This window comes from Kitasatospora sp. NPDC048722, assembly GCF_040650235.1.
GTDB lineage: Bacteria > Actinomycetota > Actinomycetes > Streptomycetales > Streptomycetaceae > Kitasatospora.
Window position 1 is genome coordinate 118506 of record NZ_JBEZGX010000011.1, and the last position, 15633, is coordinate 134138.

General features: G+C 73.7%; 18 protein-coding genes. 6 read left to right on the forward strand and 12 right to left on the reverse strand.

Annotated elements, in window-relative coordinates:
* Positions 1-60 precede the first annotated feature (60 nt).
* The 3 genes from AB0C76_RS11375 to AB0C76_RS11385 all read left to right on the forward strand — a co-directional run bounded on the left by AB0C76_RS11375 (position 61) and on the right by AB0C76_RS11385 (position 2347).
* Positions 61-636 (forward strand): hypothetical protein, encoded by a 576-nt coding sequence (locus tag AB0C76_RS11375; RefSeq protein ID WP_359963077.1) that lies wholly within the window; start codon positions 61-63, stop codon positions 634-636.
* 25 nt (positions 637-661) lie between these two features.
* On the forward strand, positions 662-1306 hold the full coding sequence (locus AB0C76_RS11380; RefSeq protein ID WP_359963080.1) for a TIGR03085 family metal-binding protein: 645 nt from the start codon (positions 662-664) through the stop codon (positions 1304-1306).
* A 261-nt stretch (positions 1307-1567) separates the two neighbouring features.
* Positions 1568-2347, forward strand: coding sequence for a VOC family protein (locus AB0C76_RS11385; protein WP_359963083.1), 780 nt, complete (start codon positions 1568-1570; stop codon positions 2345-2347).
* 56 nt (positions 2348-2403) lie between these two features.
* Here the strand turns inward: AB0C76_RS11385 and hisF are convergent, their stop codons facing one another.
* The 8 genes from hisF to hisD form a co-directional block, all read right to left on the reverse strand.
* Positions 2404-3174, reverse strand: coding sequence for an imidazole glycerol phosphate synthase subunit HisF (gene hisF / locus AB0C76_RS11390; protein WP_359963086.1), 771 nt, complete (start codon positions 3172-3174; stop codon positions 2404-2406).
* A complete protein-coding gene (locus AB0C76_RS11395; RefSeq protein WP_359963089.1) occupies positions 3171-3611 on the reverse strand; it encodes a RidA family protein in 441 nt (146 codons plus the stop codon). Before AB0C76_RS11395 ends, hisF begins: the two co-directional genes overlap by 4 nt.
* A 62-nt stretch (positions 3612-3673) precedes the next feature.
* The gene (priA, locus tag AB0C76_RS11400; protein ID WP_359963195.1) at positions 3674-4399 is read right to left on the reverse strand and encodes a bifunctional 1-(5-phosphoribosyl)-5-((5-phosphoribosylamino)methylideneamino)imidazole-4-carboxamide isomerase/phosphoribosylanthranilate isomerase PriA; all 726 of its coding nucleotides are present in this window, start codon (positions 4397-4399) and stop codon (positions 3674-3676) included.
* 17 nt (positions 4400-4416) lie between these two features.
* Positions 4417-5052, reverse strand: a complete 636-nt coding sequence (gene hisH / locus AB0C76_RS11405; protein WP_359963092.1) for an imidazole glycerol phosphate synthase subunit HisH — start codon at positions 5050-5052, stop codon at positions 4417-4419.
* Positions 5053-5086: 34 nt separating this feature from the next.
* Positions 5087-5239, reverse strand: coding sequence for a hypothetical protein (locus AB0C76_RS11410; protein ID WP_359963095.1), 153 nt, complete (start codon positions 5237-5239; stop codon positions 5087-5089).
* Positions 5236-5829, reverse strand: coding sequence for an imidazoleglycerol-phosphate dehydratase HisB (gene hisB / locus AB0C76_RS11415; RefSeq protein WP_359963098.1), 594 nt, complete (start codon positions 5827-5829; stop codon positions 5236-5238). The genes AB0C76_RS11410 and hisB overlap by 4 nt, the downstream gene beginning before the upstream one ends.
* A 6-nt stretch (positions 5830-5835) precedes the next feature.
* On the reverse strand, positions 5836-6996 hold the full coding sequence (locus AB0C76_RS11420) for a histidinol-phosphate transaminase (RefSeq protein WP_359963101.1): 1161 nt from the start codon (positions 6994-6996) through the stop codon (positions 5836-5838).
* Entirely contained in the window at positions 6993-8300 is a 1308-nt protein-coding gene (gene hisD, locus AB0C76_RS11425) for a histidinol dehydrogenase (protein ID WP_359963103.1), read from the reverse strand. The genes AB0C76_RS11420 and hisD overlap by 4 nt, the downstream gene beginning before the upstream one ends.
* A gap of 91 nt (positions 8301-8391) precedes the next feature.
* On the opposite strand from hisD, the gene AB0C76_RS11430 reads away from it, so the two are divergent.
* Genes AB0C76_RS11430 through ybaK form a run of 3 tightly spaced genes read left to right on the forward strand, consistent with a single transcriptional unit; the run spans position 8392 to position 11280 of the window.
* Positions 8392-9969 (forward strand): oxidoreductase, encoded by a 1578-nt coding sequence (locus AB0C76_RS11430; protein WP_359963106.1) that lies wholly within the window; start codon positions 8392-8394, stop codon positions 9967-9969.
* 52 nt (positions 9970-10021) lie between these two features.
* Entirely contained in the window at positions 10022-10750 is a 729-nt protein-coding gene (locus AB0C76_RS11435; RefSeq protein WP_359963109.1) for an LON peptidase substrate-binding domain-containing protein, read from the forward strand.
* 35 nt (positions 10751-10785) lie between these two features.
* Positions 10786-11280 (forward strand): Cys-tRNA(Pro) deacylase, encoded by a 495-nt coding sequence (ybaK, locus tag AB0C76_RS11440; RefSeq protein WP_359963112.1) that lies wholly within the window; start codon positions 10786-10788, stop codon positions 11278-11280.
* 110 nt (positions 11281-11390) lie between these two features.
* Here the strand turns inward: ybaK and AB0C76_RS11445 are convergent, their stop codons facing one another.
* The 4 genes from AB0C76_RS11445 to AB0C76_RS11460 all read right to left on the reverse strand — a co-directional run bounded on the left by AB0C76_RS11445 (position 11391) and on the right by AB0C76_RS11460 (position 15409).
* Positions 11391-12203, reverse strand: a complete 813-nt coding sequence (locus AB0C76_RS11445) for a hypothetical protein (RefSeq protein ID WP_359963115.1) — start codon at positions 12201-12203, stop codon at positions 11391-11393.
* 63 nt (positions 12204-12266) lie between these two features.
* Positions 12267-13079 carry an ABC transporter permease gene (locus tag AB0C76_RS11450; RefSeq protein WP_359963118.1) on the reverse strand — a complete coding sequence of 271 codons (813 nt, stop codon included), beginning with the start codon at positions 13077-13079 and terminating at the stop codon, positions 12267-12269.
* Entirely contained in the window at positions 13076-14077 is a 1002-nt protein-coding gene (locus AB0C76_RS11455) for an ABC transporter ATP-binding protein (RefSeq protein WP_359963121.1), read from the reverse strand. The genes AB0C76_RS11450 and AB0C76_RS11455 overlap by 4 nt, the downstream gene beginning before the upstream one ends.
* An 84-nt stretch (positions 14078-14161) precedes the next feature.
* Positions 14162-15409 (reverse strand): NYN domain-containing protein, encoded by a 1248-nt coding sequence (locus AB0C76_RS11460; protein ID WP_359963123.1) that lies wholly within the window; start codon positions 15407-15409, stop codon positions 14162-14164.
* Positions 15410-15633: the final 224 nt, after the last annotated feature.

Here is a 15633-nt window from a genome sequence, read left to right on the forward strand (position 1 = left end):
GGGGGACGAGTTCGGCCAACCACCTGCCGCGGAGCACCGGTTTGGGCCATCCTCATGGCCATGACCTCCGAGCAGCCGCCGCCCGCAGCCGCCGACCCGCGCCCGTCCCGCGGCCTGGTCCTCACCGTCGCGGCCGTCCTCGTCGCGCTGCTCGCGGTGGTGGCCACCGTCGTGCTCTGGCCCGACGACAGGAAGCCGGCCGCCGCGCCGCCCCCGCCCACCCTCACGGCCACCCCGGCGCCGACCCCCAGCCCGACGCCCACGCCCACGCCGACGCCGACCCCGCCGTACGCCTTCTTCCCGGTCGGCACCTGCTTCGACCACCCGCAGCTCAGCCCGGCGATCGTCCGGTCCGAGGAACGGCCCTGCACCGGCGAACACGACGGCGAGGTGATCGCCGACCTCAAGCTGCCCGAGGGCCTCACCGGCGACCTCAAGATCAACCTCGCGATGCTCGACGGCTGCAAGGCCGCCGAGACCGCCGCCAAGGCCCGCCAGGGCGACAACCGCACCTACTACGGCCGCCCGGTCGGCCCGACCATGGCCAACTACCAGCAGGGCTGGCGGGACTACACCTGTGCGCTGACCGTCAGCAACCACCAGGGCGGCCCCAAGCTCACCGGCCACCTCCGCTGAGCCCGACACGTTCTAAGGTGACGCCATGTCGAACCACGCCCTCGCCGAGCGTCACCGCCTCGCCGAACTCCTGGCCGCCGCCGGGCCGGACGCCCCCACCCTCTGCGCCGGATGGACCACCCGCGACCTCGCCGCCCACCTGGTGATCCGCGAACGCCGGGCGGACGCGGCCCCCGGCATCCGTGTCGGCGCCCTCGCGGGCTGGACCCACCGGGTGCAGTCGGCCTACGCCGAGCGCCCGTACGACGAGTTGGTCCGCCTCTTCCGCTCCGGTCCGCCGGTGTTCTCCTTCTTCGCGCTCCCCGGCGCGGACGAAGCTGCCAACACCGTCGAGTACTTCGTGCACGCCGAGGACGTCCTGCGGGCAGCCGACGACTGGACCCCCCACCCCGTCCCGCCCGGCCGCGCCGAGGCCCTGTGGCGCCGCCTCCCCCTCCTCGCCCGCTTCGAAGCCGGCCGCCGCTCCCCCGTCCGCCTCGAACTCCACCACCCCGACGGCCGCACCATCACCGCCGGCCCCACCGGCACCCCGGTCGTCCACATCACCGGCGAACCGGCCGACCTGATCCTCTTCACCTACGGCCGCGGCGCCCACACCACCCTCACCGTCGACGGCCCCTCGGACGCCGTCGAGGCCCTCCGCCACGCCCTGCCGCTGCCTGCGCGGTAGCGCACCCGGTGATCCGCGGGGTTGCCCGCCGACACGCGGCGGGCAACCCCCGAGAGCACCCGCGCGACGAGACCAGGCTTGCCGTCGCCCCGGCCGCCCGTCCGGGGATGCCCCGTTCGAGGTACCGGCCCGCCCCGCCCCACCCCGCCCCGGCTGCGGATGTCAGTGGCCCGGTGCAGACTCTCAGGTGGCCGGGGAGGGGCGTGCGCGCGCCCGTCGGACACCGCTCCGGTCAGCTCTCCGTCGAAGGGGCACCACCTCATGCTCACCACCGACTTCCCCGCCGGCTCGCCCTGCTGGATCGACCTCGGCGCTCCGGACATCCCCGCCACCGCCGAGTTCTACAACAAGGTCTTCGGCTGGACGTTCCAGTCGGCCGGCCCGGAGACGGGCGGCTACGGGTTCCTCCAGCTGGACGGCAAGACCGTCGGCGCCGTCGGCCCGCTCAACGAGGGCGACCGGTCCACCTGGACGACGTACTTCCACACCCCCGACCTGGACGCCGCCGTCAAGACCGCCGAGCAGGCCGGCGGCACGGTGCTCGTCCCGCCGATGGACGTCATGGGCGAGGGTCGCTTCGCCCAGGTCGCCGACCCGCAGGGAGCCCGGTTCGCGCTGTGGGAGGCCGGCAACACCAAGGGCCTGGACGCCGTCTCGACGGACAACGCCCTCTGCTGGTCCGAACTGCACACCTCCGACCAGGACGCCGGCTTCGCGTTCTACCAGACCCTGTTCGGCTGGCGGGTGGAGAACTTCGAGCCGTCCCCGGGCATGAACTACCGGGTGGTCTCGACCGCCGAGGGCGACCAGCAGGAGACGAGCTTCGGCGGCATCGCCCCGGTGATGGACGCGGCCCAGCCGTCCGCCTGGACGCCGTACTTCGCCGCCGACGACGTGGACGCGCTGATCGCCAAGGCGACGGCGGCCGGCGGCACGGTGCTGATGCCCGCCGCGGACGTGGAGAACGTCGGCCGGCTCGCGTGGCTGGCGGACCCGAACGGCGCCCCCTTCGCGCTGATCAAGGGCGAGCCCCGGCAGTAGCGGCGAGAAAGGAGGGCCCGCGGGAACGGCGGGCCCTCCTCAGCGTGAAGAACGCGTCACCGCACCGGGTGCCCGGCCTCCCGCAGCGCGTTCTTGACCTCGCCGATCCGCAGGTCCCCGAAGTGGAAGACGCTCGCCGCGAGCACCGCGTCCGCGCCCGCCTCGACGGCCGGGGCGAAGTCGGCGAGCTTGCCGGCGCCGCCGGAGGCGATCACCGGCACGGAGACCGCCTTGCGCACGGCCCGGATCATGTCCAGGTCGTAGCCGTCCTTGGTGCCGTCGGCGTCCATCGAGTTGAGCAGGATCTCTCCCGCGCCCAACTCGGCCGCGCGGCCCGCCCATTCGACCGCGTCGAGGCCGGTGCCGCGGCGCCCGCCGTGCGTGGTGACCTCGAAGCCGGATTCGGTCTCGGTACCGGGAGGGCAGCGCCGGGCGTCGACCGACAGCACCAGCACCTGCCGCCCGAACCGCTGGGCGATCTCCCGCACGAGCTCCGGCCGGGCGATGGCCGCGGTGTTGACGCCCACCTTGTCGGCGCCGGCCCGCAGCAGCTTGTCGACGTCCTCGACGGCGCGGATGCCGCCACCGACGGTGAGCGGGATGAACACCTGCTCGGCGGTGCGGCGGACCACGTCGTAGGTGGTCTCGCGGTCGCCGGAGGAGGCGGTGATGTCGAGGAAGGTGAGCTCGTCGGCGCCCTCGGCGTCGTAGAGCTTGGCCATCTCGACCGGGTCGCCGGCGTCGCGCAGGTTCTGGAAGTTGACGCCCTTGACCACCCGCCCGGCGTCGACGTCCAGGCAGGGGATGACACGTACTGCAAGGGTCACGGCTGATTGCCTTCCGGGGCTTCCAGGGTCTTTGCCAGCCCGGTGCGGTACGCGTCGATCTCGACCTCGACCATCATCCGGGAGTCGATCAGGCCCTCGACCACCACCATGGTGGCCACCGGGCGGGCGTCGTCGAAGAGTTGACGGTGGGCGCGGCCCACCTCCTCGGCGTCGCGGACGTGGGTGATGTACATCCGGGTGCGGACGACGTCGTCCGCCGTCAGACCGTACGCGGCCAGGGCCTCGAGCCCGACGCCGAACGCGGCGAGCGTCTGCCTGTACGGGTCGCCCTCGTGCTCGATCCGGCCGTCCACCCAGGCGGTGGAGCCGGCCACGTGCACGTGGTCGCCCGCGACCACCGCCCGGGAATAGCCGAACTCGTCCTCCCAGGGGGAGAATCCGGCGACCCGGCCGCGTACGATCCGACGTTCCGTCATCCTGTAACCGTCTCTTCCGTCATCGGTGACGTCAGCCCGACGTCGGGCCGTCATCGGCGACGTCAGCCCGAAACCGCCGCCAGGGCCTCTTCGAGGGTGAACTTCTGCTCGTAGAGTGCCTTGCCCACGATGGCGCCCTCGACACCCTCGCCGACGAGGCCGGCGATGGCGCGCAGGTCGTCCAGCGAGGAGACGCCGCCGGAGGCGACGACCGGGCGGTCGGTGGCGGCGCAGACATCGCTCAGCAGCTGGAGGTTGGGGCCGGTGAGGGTGCCGTCGCGGTTGACGTCGGTGACGACGTAGCGGGCGCAGCCCTCCTGGTTCAGGCGGTCCAGGACGTCGAAGAGCTGCCCGCCGTCGCGGGTCCAGCCGCGGCCGCGCAGGGTGGTGCCGACGACGTCGAGGCCGACGGCGATCTTGTCGCCGTGCTCGGCGATGGCCTTGGCGACCCACTCGGGGGCCTCCAGGGCGGCGGTGCCGAGGTTGACGCGGGTGCAGCCGGTGGCGAGGGCCCGGGCGAGCGACTCGTCGTCGCGGATGCCGCCGGACAGCTCGACCTTGATGTCCAGCTGGCCGGTGACCTCGCGCAGCAGCTCGTAGTTGCTCCCGGTCCCGAAAGCGGCATCCAGGTCCACCAGGTGCAGCCACTCGGCGCCGGCGTTCTGCCAGGCGAGCGCGGCGGCGAGCGGCTCGCCGAAGGAAGTCTCGGTGCCGGAGGCGCCCTTGACCAGACGGACGGCCTGGCCGTCCCGGACATCGACGGCAGGCAGCAGCTCAAGGCTCATCAGTAACAACTCTCAGACGGTCAGAGGGTGTTGACCCAGTTGGTCAGGAGGGCGGCGCCGGCGTCGCCGGACTTCTCGGGGTGGAACTGGGTGGCCCACAGCGGCCCGTTCTCGACTGCCGCGACGAACGGCTGCCCGTGGGTGGCCCAGGTGACGAGCGGGGCGTGGATCCGCGCGCTGTGCGTCTCCAGCTCCCAGTGCCGCACGCCGTAGGAGTGCACGAAGTAGAAGCGGGTCTCCGGGTCGAGGCCGGCGAACATCCGGCTGCCCTCGGGCACGTCCACGGTGTTCCAGCCCATGTGCGGGACGACCGGGGCGTCCAGCGGCTCGACGGTGCCCGGCCACTCGTCGCAGCCGGCCGTCTCCACGCCGTGCTCGACCCCCTTCTCGAAGAGGATCTGCATGCCGACGCAGATGCCCATGACCGGGCGGCCCCCGGCGAGCCGGCGGCCGATGATCCACTCGCCGCGGACCGACTTGAGGCCGCGCATGCACGCCTCGAAGGCGCCGACGCCGGGGACGAGCAGGCCGTCCGCGGCCATCGCCGTGTCGAAGTCGGAGGTCACGGTGACGTTGGCGCCGGTGCGCTCCAGGGCCCGCTGCGCGGAGCGCAGGTTGCCCGATCCGTAGTCGAGGACGACGACGTTCTTGCCCATGTTCAGGTGTCCAGTCTCTCTGCGTACGCGCGCACTACAGGCGCATGGCGCCGGCGGCCAGGCACATCACGGAGCCGATCGCGAGCACCAGGATGACGCCCTTCGGCAGTTTCTGCTTCCAGAACGAGATCACCCCGCCGGCCAGGAAGAGACCGACGAAGAGGAGAGCCACGGCGGACTTGCTCACAGTGCACCCTTGGTCGAGGGGAGGATGCCGGCCGCGCGCGGGTCGCGCTCGGAGGCGTAGCGCAGGGCCCGTGCGAGCGCCTTGAACTGGCACTCGACGATGTGGTGCGCGTTGCGACCGTACGGCACGTGGACGTGGAGGGCTATCTGCGCCTGGGCCACGAAGGACTCCAGGATGTGCCGGGTCATCGTGGTGTCGTAGCTGCCGATCATCGGCGCCATGTGCTCCGGCTCGGTGTGCACCAGGTAGGGGCGGCCGGAGAGGTCGACGGTGACCTGGGCGAGCGACTCGTCCAGCGGCACCGTGCAGTTGCCGAAGCGGTAGATGCCGACCTTGTCGCCGAGCGCCTGCTTGAAGGCGGCGCCGAGCGCGAGGGCGGTGTCCTCGATGGTGTGGTGGGTGTCGATGTGCAGGTCGCCGTCGGTCTTGACGGTGAGGTCGAACAGACCGTGGCGGCCGAGCTGGTCGAGCATGTGGTCGTAGAACCCGACGCCCGTGGAGATGTCGGTCTTGCCGGTGCCGTCGAGGTCGATCTCGACCAGGACCGAGGTCTCCTTGGTGGTGCGCTCAACGCGTCCGATGCGGGACATACGGGGTTACAGCTCCTGACTGGCAGCGCGCGCGGAGCGCGCTCGTTCAAGGGTGGGGGTGGGAGACGGGAGGGCGATGCGAACGGCGTCCAGGAAGGCGTCGTTCTCGGCCGGCGTGCCGGCGGTGACGCGCAGCCACCCCGGGACGCCGTTGTCACGGACCAGGACGCCCTGGTCGAGGATGGCCTGCCAGACGGCGTGGGCGTCGGCGAAGCGGCCGAACTGGACGAAGTTGGCGTCCGAGTCGGTCACCTCCAGGCCGAGCCCGCGCAGCGAGTCCACCAGCCGGTCGCGCTCCTCCTTGAGGCGCCCGACGTACCCGAGCAGGGTGTCGGTGTGCTCCAGGCAGGCCAGTGCGGTGGCCTGGGTGACGGCCGACAGGTGGTAGGGCAGGCGGACCAGCTGGACCGCGTCCACCACGGCCGCGTCGGCGGCCAGGTAGCCGAGGCGCAGGCCGGCCGCGCCGAAGGCCTTGGACATGGTGCGGCTGACCACCAGGTTGGGGCGGCCCTCGATGAGCGGCAGCAGCGAGGCGCGGTGCGAGAACTCGACGTAGGCCTCGTCGACGACGACCAGGCTGGGCCGGGCTGCCTGGGCGGCCTCGTACAGGCGCAGCACGACGTCGGCGGCCACCGCGGTGCCCGTGGGGTTGTTCGGCGAGCAGACGAAGACCACGTCGGGCCTGTGCTCGGCGATCGCGGCGACGGCCGCGTCCACGTCGATGGTGAAGTCGTCGTTGCGCGGGCCGGAGATCCACTCGGTGCCGGTGCCCCGCGAGATGAGGGCGTGCATCGAGTAGGACGGCTCGAAGCCGAGTGCGCGGCGGCCGGGGCCGCCGAAGGTCTGGAGGAGCTGCTGGAGCACCTCGTTGGAGCCGTTGGCGGCCCAGACCTGCTCGCGCACCACCGGGAAGCCGGTGGTGCGGCTCAGGTAGGCCGCGAGCCCCTCGCGCAGCTCGACCGCGTCGCGGTCGGGGTAGCGGTTCAGGCCCCGGGCGGCCTCGGCGACCCGCTCGGCGATCCGGGCCACCAGTTCCTCGGGCAGCGGGTAGGGGTTCTCGTTGGTGTTGAGCTGCACGGGCACGTCCAACTGCGGTGCGCCGTACGGTGACTGGCCCCGCAGCTCGTCCCGGATGGGAAGGTCGTCGATACGAGTCGTGCGCGTCACGAGCCGGGAACCGTCCAATCGAAACGAGCCTTGATGGCGTCCCCGTGCCCCGGCAGGTCTTCCGCGTCGGCGAGGTTGACGACGTGCGCGGCGATGTCCGCGAGCGCGTCCCGGTCGTACTCGACGACCTGGACGCCGCGCAGGAAGGTCTGCACCGACAGGCCGGACGAGTGGCAGGCGCAGCCGCCGGTGGGCAGCACGTGGTTGGAACCGGCCGCGTAGTCGCCCAGCGAGACGGGCGTCCAGCGGCCGATGAAGACCGCGCCCGCGTTGCGGACCTTCGCGGCCACGGCGTGCGCGTCCCGGGTCTGGATCTCCAGGTGCTCGGCGGCGTAGGCGTTGACGACGGTCAGGCCCTGCTCCAGGTCGTCGACCAGGATGATGCCGGACTGCCGGCCGCCGAGCGCCTCGGCGACGCGTTCGCCGTGCTTGGTCCGCGCGACCTGCACGGCCAGCTCGGCCTCGACCGCGTCGGCGAGCGCCGGCGAGTCGGTGACCAGCACCGAGCCGGAGGTCGGGCCGTGCTCGGCCTGGCTGATCAGGTCGGCGGCGACGTCGGACGGCAGCGCGCTGTCGTCCGCGAGGACGGCGATCTCGGTCGGGCCGGCCTCGGAGTCGATGCCGATCCGGCCTGCGAAGTAGCGCTTGGCGGCGGCGACGTAGATGTTGCCCGGGCCGGTGACCATGTTCACCGGCGCGCACTCCTCGGTGCCGAGCGCGAACATCGCGACCGCCTGGGCGCCGCCCACGGAGTACACCTCGTCCACGCCGAGCAGCGCGCAGGCCGCCAGGATCGTCGGGTGCACGCGCCCCCCGAACTCCTTCTGCGGCGGCGAGGTGACGGCGATGCCCCGGACGCCCGCCTCCTGGGCCGGCACGACGTTCATCACCACGGACGACGGGTACACCGCCAGCCCGCCCGGCACGTACAGCCCGACCCGGTCCACCGGCACCCAGCGCTGGGTGACGGTGCCGCCCGGCACCACCTGCGTGGTGTGCCCGGTGCGGCGCTGGTCCGCATGCACGGCCCGGGCGCGGCGGATCGACTCCTCCAGCGCGGCGCGCACCTTCGGGTCCAGCGTCTCCAGGGCCTCGGTGAGCTGCTCGGCCGGGACCCGGGTCGACTCCAGCCGGACGCCGTCGAAGCGCTCGGTGATCTCGATCAGCGCCGCGACCCCGCGATGGTGCACGTCCTCGGCGATCGGCCGCACCTTCTCCAGGGCGGCCGCCACGTCGAACTCGGCACGGGGCAGCAGGTCACGCGGGTCGTCCAGCGAGCCGCGGAGGTCGATTCGAGAGATCACGCCACCCAGTGTAAGGAGTGGCCGAAACCACTGGTCCCGCATTTCACTCCGTGATACGAAAGGCGAGACGACCGGGGGGACGGGGGAAAGCATGGTGGAGCGCGCGCCGGAGGACTGGACCGACACGGAAAAGGAGCTCTGGGAGGCCTTCCGCCAGGGGGACGTCTTCGACCGCCGTGCCCGGAAATCGGCCGAGGACGACCCCTACGGCAGCGCCGAATGGGGTTCCGAGCGCACCGTCCGCGCCGAGGTCCTGGCCCGCCTGCTGCTGGCCGGCCCCACCGCCGCCCCGGGCCGGGTGTCCTCCCTGCGGATGAACGGCGTCAACGTCACCGGCGCGCTCAACCTCGCCGGCGGCCGGATCAACCAGTACGTCGAGCTGTACGGCTGCCGCTTCGAGCACAAGGTCCTGATGTCCGAGGCCGAGGCCAGCACCGTCCGGATGGTCGACTGCCTGATACCCCGCCTGGAGGCCTCCCGGCTGGCCACCACCGGCGACCTCCACCTCGCGCGCTGCCGCATACCGGAGGGCGTCCGGCTCACCGATGCCAAGATCGGCACCGACCTGCTGCTCAACGTGACCCACCTCGGCTCCGACCGCTACGGGCGCGCGCTCTCCGCCGACGGCATGACCGTCCACCAGGACTTCGAGGCCGACCGGATCGAGGTCCACGGCGAGCTCAGCCTGCGCACCGCCCGCATCGGCGGCCGGCTCTCGCTGCGCGGCGCCCAGCTCCACGCCGTCCCCGACAACCGGATCTGCCTCAACGCCGTCCGGATCACCGTCGGCCACACCGCCTACCTCACCAGCTCCGCCGACGGCGGCTGGTTCGGCTCGCGCAGCTACTACGGCTCCGGCTACGGCCAGACCGCGCCGGCCGGCGCCCCCAGCACCCCGTTCCGCGCCTACGGCCAGGTGCGGCTCTCCGACGCCCGCTTCGACGGCGCCTGCCTGATCTCGGGCGAGTTCCACCTGGAGGGCGACGACGAGCTCTCGCTGCGCCGCATCCACACCCCCGAACTGCGCTTCACCTGCCGCATGCGGCCCACCGGCCCGGTCTCGCTCTCCCGCGCCCGGGTCGGCAACCTCGTCGACACCCCGGACGCCTGGCCGCTCGGCAAACACCTCGGCCTCACCGGCTTCACCTACGAGGTCCTGCGCCCGGTCGCGCCGTTCACCGTCCAGCAGCGCATCGCCTGGCTGGAGGGCTCCACCGTCGACTTCCAGCCCGAGTCCTACGAGCAGCTCGCCGCCGCGATGCGCCGCGACGGCGCCGACGACGACGCCCGCGAGGTGCTCTACGCCAAGCAGCGCCGCCGCCGGGAGACGCTCCCGCTGCCCGCCCGGATCTGGGGCACCGTCCAGGACGTCAGCGTCGGCTACGGCTTCCGTCCCGGCCGCGCCGCCCTGTGGCTGCTCCTCGCCTGGGCCCTCGGCAGCGTGTTCTTCGCCACCCACCCGCTCGACCCGCTGAAGGCCGACGAGCACCCGAACTGGAACCCGGTGCTGTACACGCTCAACCAGCTCCTGCCGATCGTCGACCTCAACCAGGGCGCGTGGAACCCCGGCGGCCTCGCCCAGTGGGTCTCCGCCGGCCTCGTGGTGGTCGGCTGGCTGCTCGCCTCCACCGTCGTCGCGGGCGCCACGCGGATGCTCCAGCGCGGGTGAGGCCGACAAACCCCGCGACAAGGCCCCGGCTTGGGGAACTACGCTGTCGGCCGTGACAGAACGGCTGCCGCTCTTCCCGCTGAACACCGTGCTCTACCCGGGCCTCGTGCTGCCCCTGAACGTCTTCGAGGAGCGCTACCGCCGTCTCGTCGCCGACCTGCTCGAACAGCCGGAGGACGAGCCGCGCCGCTTCGGCGTGCTCGCGATCAAGGACGGCCGTGAGGTCGCCCCGGTCCGCCCCGACGAGGGCCCGGCGGGCCCGCTGGACGGCCTCGGCACCTTCAGCGGGGACGCCCTGGAGGCGATCCACCACATCGGCTGCGTCGCCGACGTCGCCTCCGTCCAGGACCAGCCCGACGGCCGCTACGAGCTCCTGGTCACCGGCACCACCCGGTTCCTGCTGCGCGACGTGGACGCCTCCGGTCCGTACCTGACCGGTGAGATCGAGCCGATCGAGGAGCGGCCGGGCGAGGGCTCCGGCGCGCTCGCCGCCGAGGTCGAGCGGGCGTTCCGCGCCTACCAGAAACGGCTGGCCGGCGCCCGCGAGGCCAGCACCGTCGGCCACCAGGAGCTCCCCGACGACCCGCAGGTGCTCTCCTACCTGGTCGCCGCCGCCTCGGTGTTCGAGACGCCGGTCAAGCAGCAGCTGCTGGCCTGCCCCGACACCGCCCAGCGGCTGCGCACCGAACTCGACCTGCTGCGCCGCGAGACGGCCGTGCTCAGCTGGCTGCCGTCGCTGCCCGCGGTGGACCTGACCCGCCAGTCTTTCAGCCCCAACTGACCCCCGCCGAACCCCGTGTGACCCGAGGAGCTCCCGTGGCCAGGAAGCCGAAGAAGGGCGGCCAGGGCACCCCGGCCACCGTCGCCCTGGAGACCGCCGCCGTCCCGTTCACCGTGCACTCCTACGAGCACGACCCGGCCGCCGCCTCCTACGGCGGCGAGGCCGCCGAGGCCATGGGCGTCCCCGCCGAACGGGTCTTCAAGACCCTGGTCGCCGACGTGGACGGCGTCCTGACCGTCGGCGTGGTCCCGGTCGCCGGCCAGCTCGACCTCAAGGCGCTGGCCGCCGCCGTGGGCGGCAAGCGCGCCGCCATGGCCGACCCGGCCGCCGCCGAACGCAGCAGCGGCTACGTCCGCGGCGGCATCTCCCCGCTCGGCCAGCGCCGCCCGCTGCGGACGGTCGTCGACGAGGGCGCGATGACGCACCCGACGATCTACGTGTCGGCGGGCCGCAGGGGCCTGGAAGTGGAACTGGCGCCGACCGACCTGATCACCCTGACCAGGGCCACAACCGCCCCCATCGCCCGCTGAGGGGCTTCCCGAGCGCCCCTCGTCTCCCCGACGTCGGGCACTCGCCCAGGGGCGCTGGGGGTCCCCCGGCCGGAGGCCGGGGGGAAGGAACCGCGCGAAACGGAAGACGCCTACCCGAGCCCCGGCCGGCGGCCGTCAGCCCCGCCCTGCTCCCCCGCAAGCCCGTCCTTCACGTCCTGCCCGCCGTGCCCGTCCTCCCCCGCAAGCCCGTCCGCCGGAGCCTGCGGCGCAGCCGCCCCGTACGGCCCCGCCCAGTACGGCGGCGGGTCCTCCTCGCGCTTGCCGAACGCCGCCGACAGCAGGAGCAGCAGCACCATCGCCGCCATCGGCCACGCCAGCAGGGCGCCGTGCGCCCCCAGGTCGATGTCCGCGTAGAAGCGTCCGCCGTTGCCGACCCGCCGGGCCTCCCCGATCAGGTCGTGGCTGGGCCCGAAGGACCGCCCGAGCCGCCAGGCGCCGAGCGAGCCGAGCAGCCCGCCGACGGCCAGCCCCACCGCGACCGAGATGCCCCCGCCGCGGCGCCGCGTGACGAGGAAGGCCCCGAGCGCCGTGAGGATCCCCATGCCGAGCCCGACGAGCACGAACACCGCGTCGGCCCCGGCGCGCTGCTCGCCCTCGGGGTCGGCGTACAGGATCCGGTCCCCGTCGACGACCAGCGGCACCTTGGGCGCCAGCCAGGCCCACAGCCCGGCCATGGCGAGCCCCAGGACCGCGCACACGACCACCGTCGCCGCACCGATCCGCAGCTCCGACATCAGCCGCTCCACCGGCGAGCCCTCGGCCTCGGAGCCGTCCCCGATCCCTTCCGGGAGCGGCGGCAGCCCGGCGGCGTCCTGGGTCTGCGGCGGCGCGAACGGGTTGGTGTCCGGCACCGCGGGCACGTCGTCGCGGGTGGGATCCGGAGGTGTGTTCGGTACGGTCACGGACCCCATCGTTTCACGATCGCGCCCCGAAGGGACCGCCACCCGGTGCCGCGGCCGTGCGCCCTACCGGGAGACGGCCCGCCGGTACGCCCAGGTGGCGATCGCCAGCGACACGACGCCCACTCCCGCGCAGACCGCGAGGTCACCCGCGACCAGCGCCCAGTCCGGGTCGGCCGTGAACGTACGGGCGAAGGCCTCCACGCCGTACGTGGACGGCAGCAGGTCGCGCAGCCACAGCACCGGCTGCGGCAGGTGGTCCACCGGCAGGACGCCGAGCAGCAGCGCCGCGGACATCCCGAGCTGCCCGAGCATGGTGGCGATCTCCTGCCGCGGCGCGAGCAGCCCGCAGGCCGCGCCGAGCCCGGACAGCGCGGCCCCGGCGAGCGGCACGACCGCGAGCAGCACCCACAGCTGGCCGAGCGGCAGCCCGAACATGACCGCGCCCACCGCCGCCGTCACCACCGTGCCGGGCAGCGTGAACGACGCGTACGCCCCGGCCGCGCCCAGCACCACGGAGGCCGCCGGGACCGGCAGCGTCGCGTAGTGGTCGAGGCCGCCGGTGGCCCGCAGCTTCCCGAAGTACTGCGCGAGCAGGTTGAGCGCGACGAACGCCACCACCAGCACGCTGGACCCGGCGACCACCGACCGCGCCGCCGAGTTCTGTCCGGGGTCCACGACGCCCCGCATCATCACCAGGATGCCGAGGGACTGGAACGTCGCCACGAACAGCAGCGGGATCCGCGCCACCCGGGCGCGGGCGAGCTGTGCCCGGTAGACGGCCGCGAGCGCGGGCAGCAGCCGCGCCGCCGGGGCGAGCGGGGCGGGCACGGGGCCCGCGTCGGCGGCGGTCCGGGGCGGCACCGAGAGCAGCGTCACTTGGCCAGTCCTCCGTGGCGGCCGCCCAGCTTGAGGTAGGCGTCCTCAAGGCTCGGCGTGGCGAGGGTGAAGTCGTCGAGGGCGGCGAAGGCCGGGCCGGTGGTGACGGCGGCGACGAGTTCGCGGGCCTGCTCGGGGCTGGTGCGCACGGTCCAGCGGCGGCCGGTGCGCACGGCCCGTTCGGCGAGCTCGGCGACGGCCGGCACGCCGACCGGTGCCTCGTCCCGCCACACCAGGTCGAGCCGGACGTCGCCGTCCACGAGGGCCTTGAGCCCGCCCGGCGTGTCGCAGGCGATGACGCGTCCCTCGTCGACCACGGCGACCCGGTCGAGGACGGTCTCCGCCTCGATGACGTTGTGGGTGACGAGCAGCACGGTGGTGCCGCGCTCGGCCCGGCGCCGGTCGACGGCGGCCCAGACGGCGCGGCGGGCGACGGGGTCCATCCCGGTGGTGGGCTCGTCGAGCACGAGCAGCGGCCGCTCCCCCACCAGCGCGGCGCCGAAGCACGCGAGGCGGCGCTGCCCGCCGGAGAGCTTGGCGAGCGGTCGGCCGGCGATCGGCTCCAGCCCCAGCTCGGTCAGCACCTCGCCGGCCTCGGCCCGGGCCTGCGCCCGGCTGAGCCCGCGCAGCCGTCCGGTGGTCTCGGCGGCGAGCGCGACGGTCAGCTCGTCGAGGGCGGTGGACTCCTGCCCGAGGTACCCGAGCAGGCGGGCGGCCAGCTCGGGGTGGCGCACGACGTCGTGCCCGAAGAGCTCGATCGAGCCGGAGTCGGGGCGCAGCAGCCCGCAGAGCTGGCGCACGAGGGTGGACTTGCCGGCGCCGTTGGGCCCGAGCAGGCCGAAGATCTCACCCGGCCGGACGGTCAGCGTGATCCCGTCGTTGGCCCGGATGCCGGTGGCCGTGGAGCCGCGTCCGGTGCGGTAGGTCTTCACCAGGTCGCGGACGGCGCAGCACGGCAGGCCGCCCCCGGGTCCTCGCCCTGCCGCCGTCTCGTTCACGACGGACGACTTTACGCGCTCACACGGGCGAACCGGACAAGGGGGCCCATCGGGCCTGCCTGGGGACTCCCGCCTGCCGTGCCCTCAGTCGTCCACGACCATCGACCCGCCCGGCACCCGGGACGCGAGCTCCTTCCAGAACCCGGCCCGGATCGCGTACCTGTCGTGCTCGTCGATCTGGTCGTCCTTGTGCGCGAGGAGCCCGAACCGGGCCGCGTAGCGCAGGAGTTCGCCGTCGACGCGGTGCGGGATGCGCGGGTAGTCGGGCCACAGCACGGTGAGCCGCTCGACGTCGCCGAGGCGCTCGCTCCAGCGGCGGGCGAAGACCTGCCCGACCTCGTGGGCGTCGCCGCCGATGGAGGTGATGTCCTCCTCGCGGTCGGCCCAGCGCTGTTCGGCGGTGGTGAGCTGGGCGAGCGTCGGCAGGCTGTCGCCGGCGGTGACGGCGGGCTCGGGGGCGGGCCGGTCGACCCAGCCGCGGTCGGAGGACCAGCGCAGCACCGGGCCGGTGTGGGCGGCGCTGCCGTTCGCGGTGGCCACGGGCGCGGCGGCGGTGCGCCCGGCGAGGTCCTTGGGGGTGGGCACGACCTTGAGCGCGGCGGCCGGCTGCGGCCGCCCGTTCGTGGCGGCGGGGGCGACGGGCGCGGACGCGCCGGCGGCCGGGCGGACCGGTACGGGCACGGTGGGCGGCACGGCGGCCGGGGGTGCGGCGGGCGGCGCGGCGAGGATCTTGGCGATCTCCTGCCGGGGGCCCTGGCCGGGGGCGGGGAAGACGTTCGCGGTCTCGCGGAGGCTGAACGAGTTCTCGATCCACTCGCGGTCGAGAACCCGGCGTTCGTCCGCCTCGCCGACGAGGTCCTCGGACTGGTTGAAGTCGCCGTCGGCGGCCTGGAGGGCCCACAGGTGGACGACGACGCCGTGCTCCTTGGCGGACATCATGCCGGGCAGGAGGTCCCCGTCGCCGGTGATCAGCACGACGTCGGCGCAGGCCCGGTTGCGGGCGAGCTCGGAGAGCTCCGCGTGCATGGCGGCGTCCACGCCCTTCTGCACCCAGCGGCCCTCCGCACGGGTGAGGGCGCCGAGTCGGACGGTCACCCGGGGCAGGACCCGCAGCCGCCGGTGCTCGGGCATCGGGCGCCGGTCGGGGGCGGCGTCGAACCAGTAGATCCGCAGCAGCGGCAGCCCGGTCTCGGCCTCGGCGCGTTCGCGCAGCGCGGTGATCAGCGCGGTGTGGTCGACGGTGACCCGGGAGCGGGAGGGGTCGCCGGCGAGCAGGCTGGCGGCGGCGCCCAGCAGGTATCCGGCATCCACCAGAACGACACAGCGATCCATCGCGCACCTCTTTCCGCTCGCCCTCGGGGTCAGGCCAGGTGGGCGCGGTCCGCCCGGGGAACGGGCGCGGTGGGTGAGGGGGCTTCCGCGACCGCCCGATCGTTGGCTCACCTTTTCCCCCTGGTTCGCGCGGCGAACCCCGGGGGACGTCGCGGTCGCGCAACAGCCCTCCCAACGGAAAGCAAAGGCGGGCCCCGTTCAACGACGGGGCCCGCCAAACGTCA

Excerpts from the sequence above, each read along its gene's own strand:
- AB0C76_RS11395 (WP_359963089.1), bottom strand. The coding sequence starts at position 3,611 with ATGACGGAACGTCGGATCGTACGCGGCCGGGTCGCCGGATTCTCCCCC.
- AB0C76_RS11430 (WP_359963106.1), top strand. The coding sequence starts at position 8,392 with ATGGTGGAGCGCGCGCCGGAGGACTGGACCGACACGGAAAAGGAGCTC.
- hisB (WP_359963098.1), bottom strand. The coding sequence starts at position 5,829 with ATGTCCCGCATCGGACGCGTTGAGCGCACCACCAAGGAGACCTCGGTC.
- hisH (WP_359963092.1), bottom strand. The coding sequence starts at position 5,052 with ATGGGCAAGAACGTCGTCGTCCTCGACTACGGATCGGGCAACCTGCGC.
- AB0C76_RS11385 (WP_359963083.1), top strand. The coding sequence starts at position 1,568 with ATGCTCACCACCGACTTCCCCGCCGGCTCGCCCTGCTGGATCGACCTC.
- AB0C76_RS11460 (WP_359963123.1), bottom strand. The coding sequence starts at position 15,409 with ATGGATCGCTGTGTCGTTCTGGTGGATGCCGGATACCTGCTGGGCGCC.
- AB0C76_RS11380 (WP_359963080.1), top strand. The coding sequence starts at position 662 with ATGTCGAACCACGCCCTCGCCGAGCGTCACCGCCTCGCCGAACTCCTG.
- AB0C76_RS11375 (WP_359963077.1), top strand. The coding sequence starts at position 61 with ATGACCTCCGAGCAGCCGCCGCCCGCAGCCGCCGACCCGCGCCCGTCC.